This is a genomic window from Arenibacter sp. S6351L, from assembly GCF_023016025.1.
Classification (GTDB): domain Bacteria; phylum Bacteroidota; class Bacteroidia; order Flavobacteriales; family Flavobacteriaceae; genus Arenibacter; species Arenibacter algicola_B.
This window is the reverse complement of sequence record NZ_JALKBB010000083.1, coordinates 1-1,137: the sequence shown is the minus strand read 5'-3', so window position 1 is coordinate 1,137 and position 1,137 is coordinate 1. Positions and strand designations below refer to the sequence as shown.

Sequence of the window (1,137 nt, the reverse complement as noted above, 5' to 3'; positions counted from 1 at the left end):
ATCCCTTGAGCTCCGGTATCTCCTTTGACGCCCTGGTCGCCTGTGGCTCCGGTCGCACCGGTGTCACCTTTCTCACCTTGGTCTCCTTTTAGACCCTGAATTCCTTGGTCTCCGGTATCACCCTTGTCACCTTTGACGCCCTGGTCGCCTGTGGCTCCGGTCGCACCGGTGTTTCCTTTTTCTCCAGTGGCACCTGTAGCACCAGTTTCACCTTGTATACCTTGAATTCCTTGGGCTCCAGTATCTCCCTTGTCACCCTTATCTCCGGTAGCACCAGTGGCCCCAGTCTCACCTTGGATACCTTGATCACCCTTTACACCTTGGATTCCTTGTTCACCAGTCGCTCCAGTTTCACCAGTTGCACCAGTGGCTCCAGTTTCTCCTTGAATACCTTGGATTCCTTGCTCTCCAGTAGCACCAGTTGCTCCGGTTTCTCCTTGTATACCTTGAATTCCTTGGGCTCCAGTATCTCCTTTGACGCCCTGGTCGCCTGTGGCTCCGGTCGCACCGGTGTCTCCTTTCTCACCTTGTTCACCCTTATCACCTTGTTCACCTGTGGCTCCGGTCGCACCAGTATCACCTTTATTTCCTTGGTCTCCTTTTAGACCTTGAATTCCCTGTTCTCCTGTCGCACCAGTATCTCCTTTATCGCCTTTCTCACCAGTAGCTCCAGTTGAACCTGTAGCTCCGTTGTCTCCTTTTTCTCCCTTATCTCCTTGATCTCCGGTAGCACCAGTCGCTCCGGTTTCTCCTTGAATACCTTGGATTCCTTGAGCTCCTGTATCGCCCTTATCTCCTTGGTCGCCTTTGTCACCTTTTAGACCCTGAATTCCTTGCTCTCCTGTTGCTCCTGTAGCTCCGGTGGCACCAGTATCTCCTTTTTCACCAGTGTCTCCAGTTTCACCAGTAGCACCGGTGTCTCCTTTCTCACCCTGAATACCTTGCTCTCCAGTTGCTCCTGTAGCACCAGTATCACCCTTGTCACCTTTAACTCCGGGTATACTTATACCTATAGGTCCTTGCGCACCAGTAGCACCAGTAGCACCAGTTGCTCCTGTAGCACCGGTATCACCCTTATCTCCTTTATCACCTTTTTCACCTTGAGCTCCGGTATCACCTTTCTCACCTTGTGCACCA

General features: G+C 52.2%; 1 pseudogene. It reads right to left on the bottom strand.

The window, feature by feature from the left end:
- Window positions 1–1,137 (bottom strand): annotated as a pseudogene (locus MWU82_RS23960) (collagen-like protein); the annotation flags it as partial.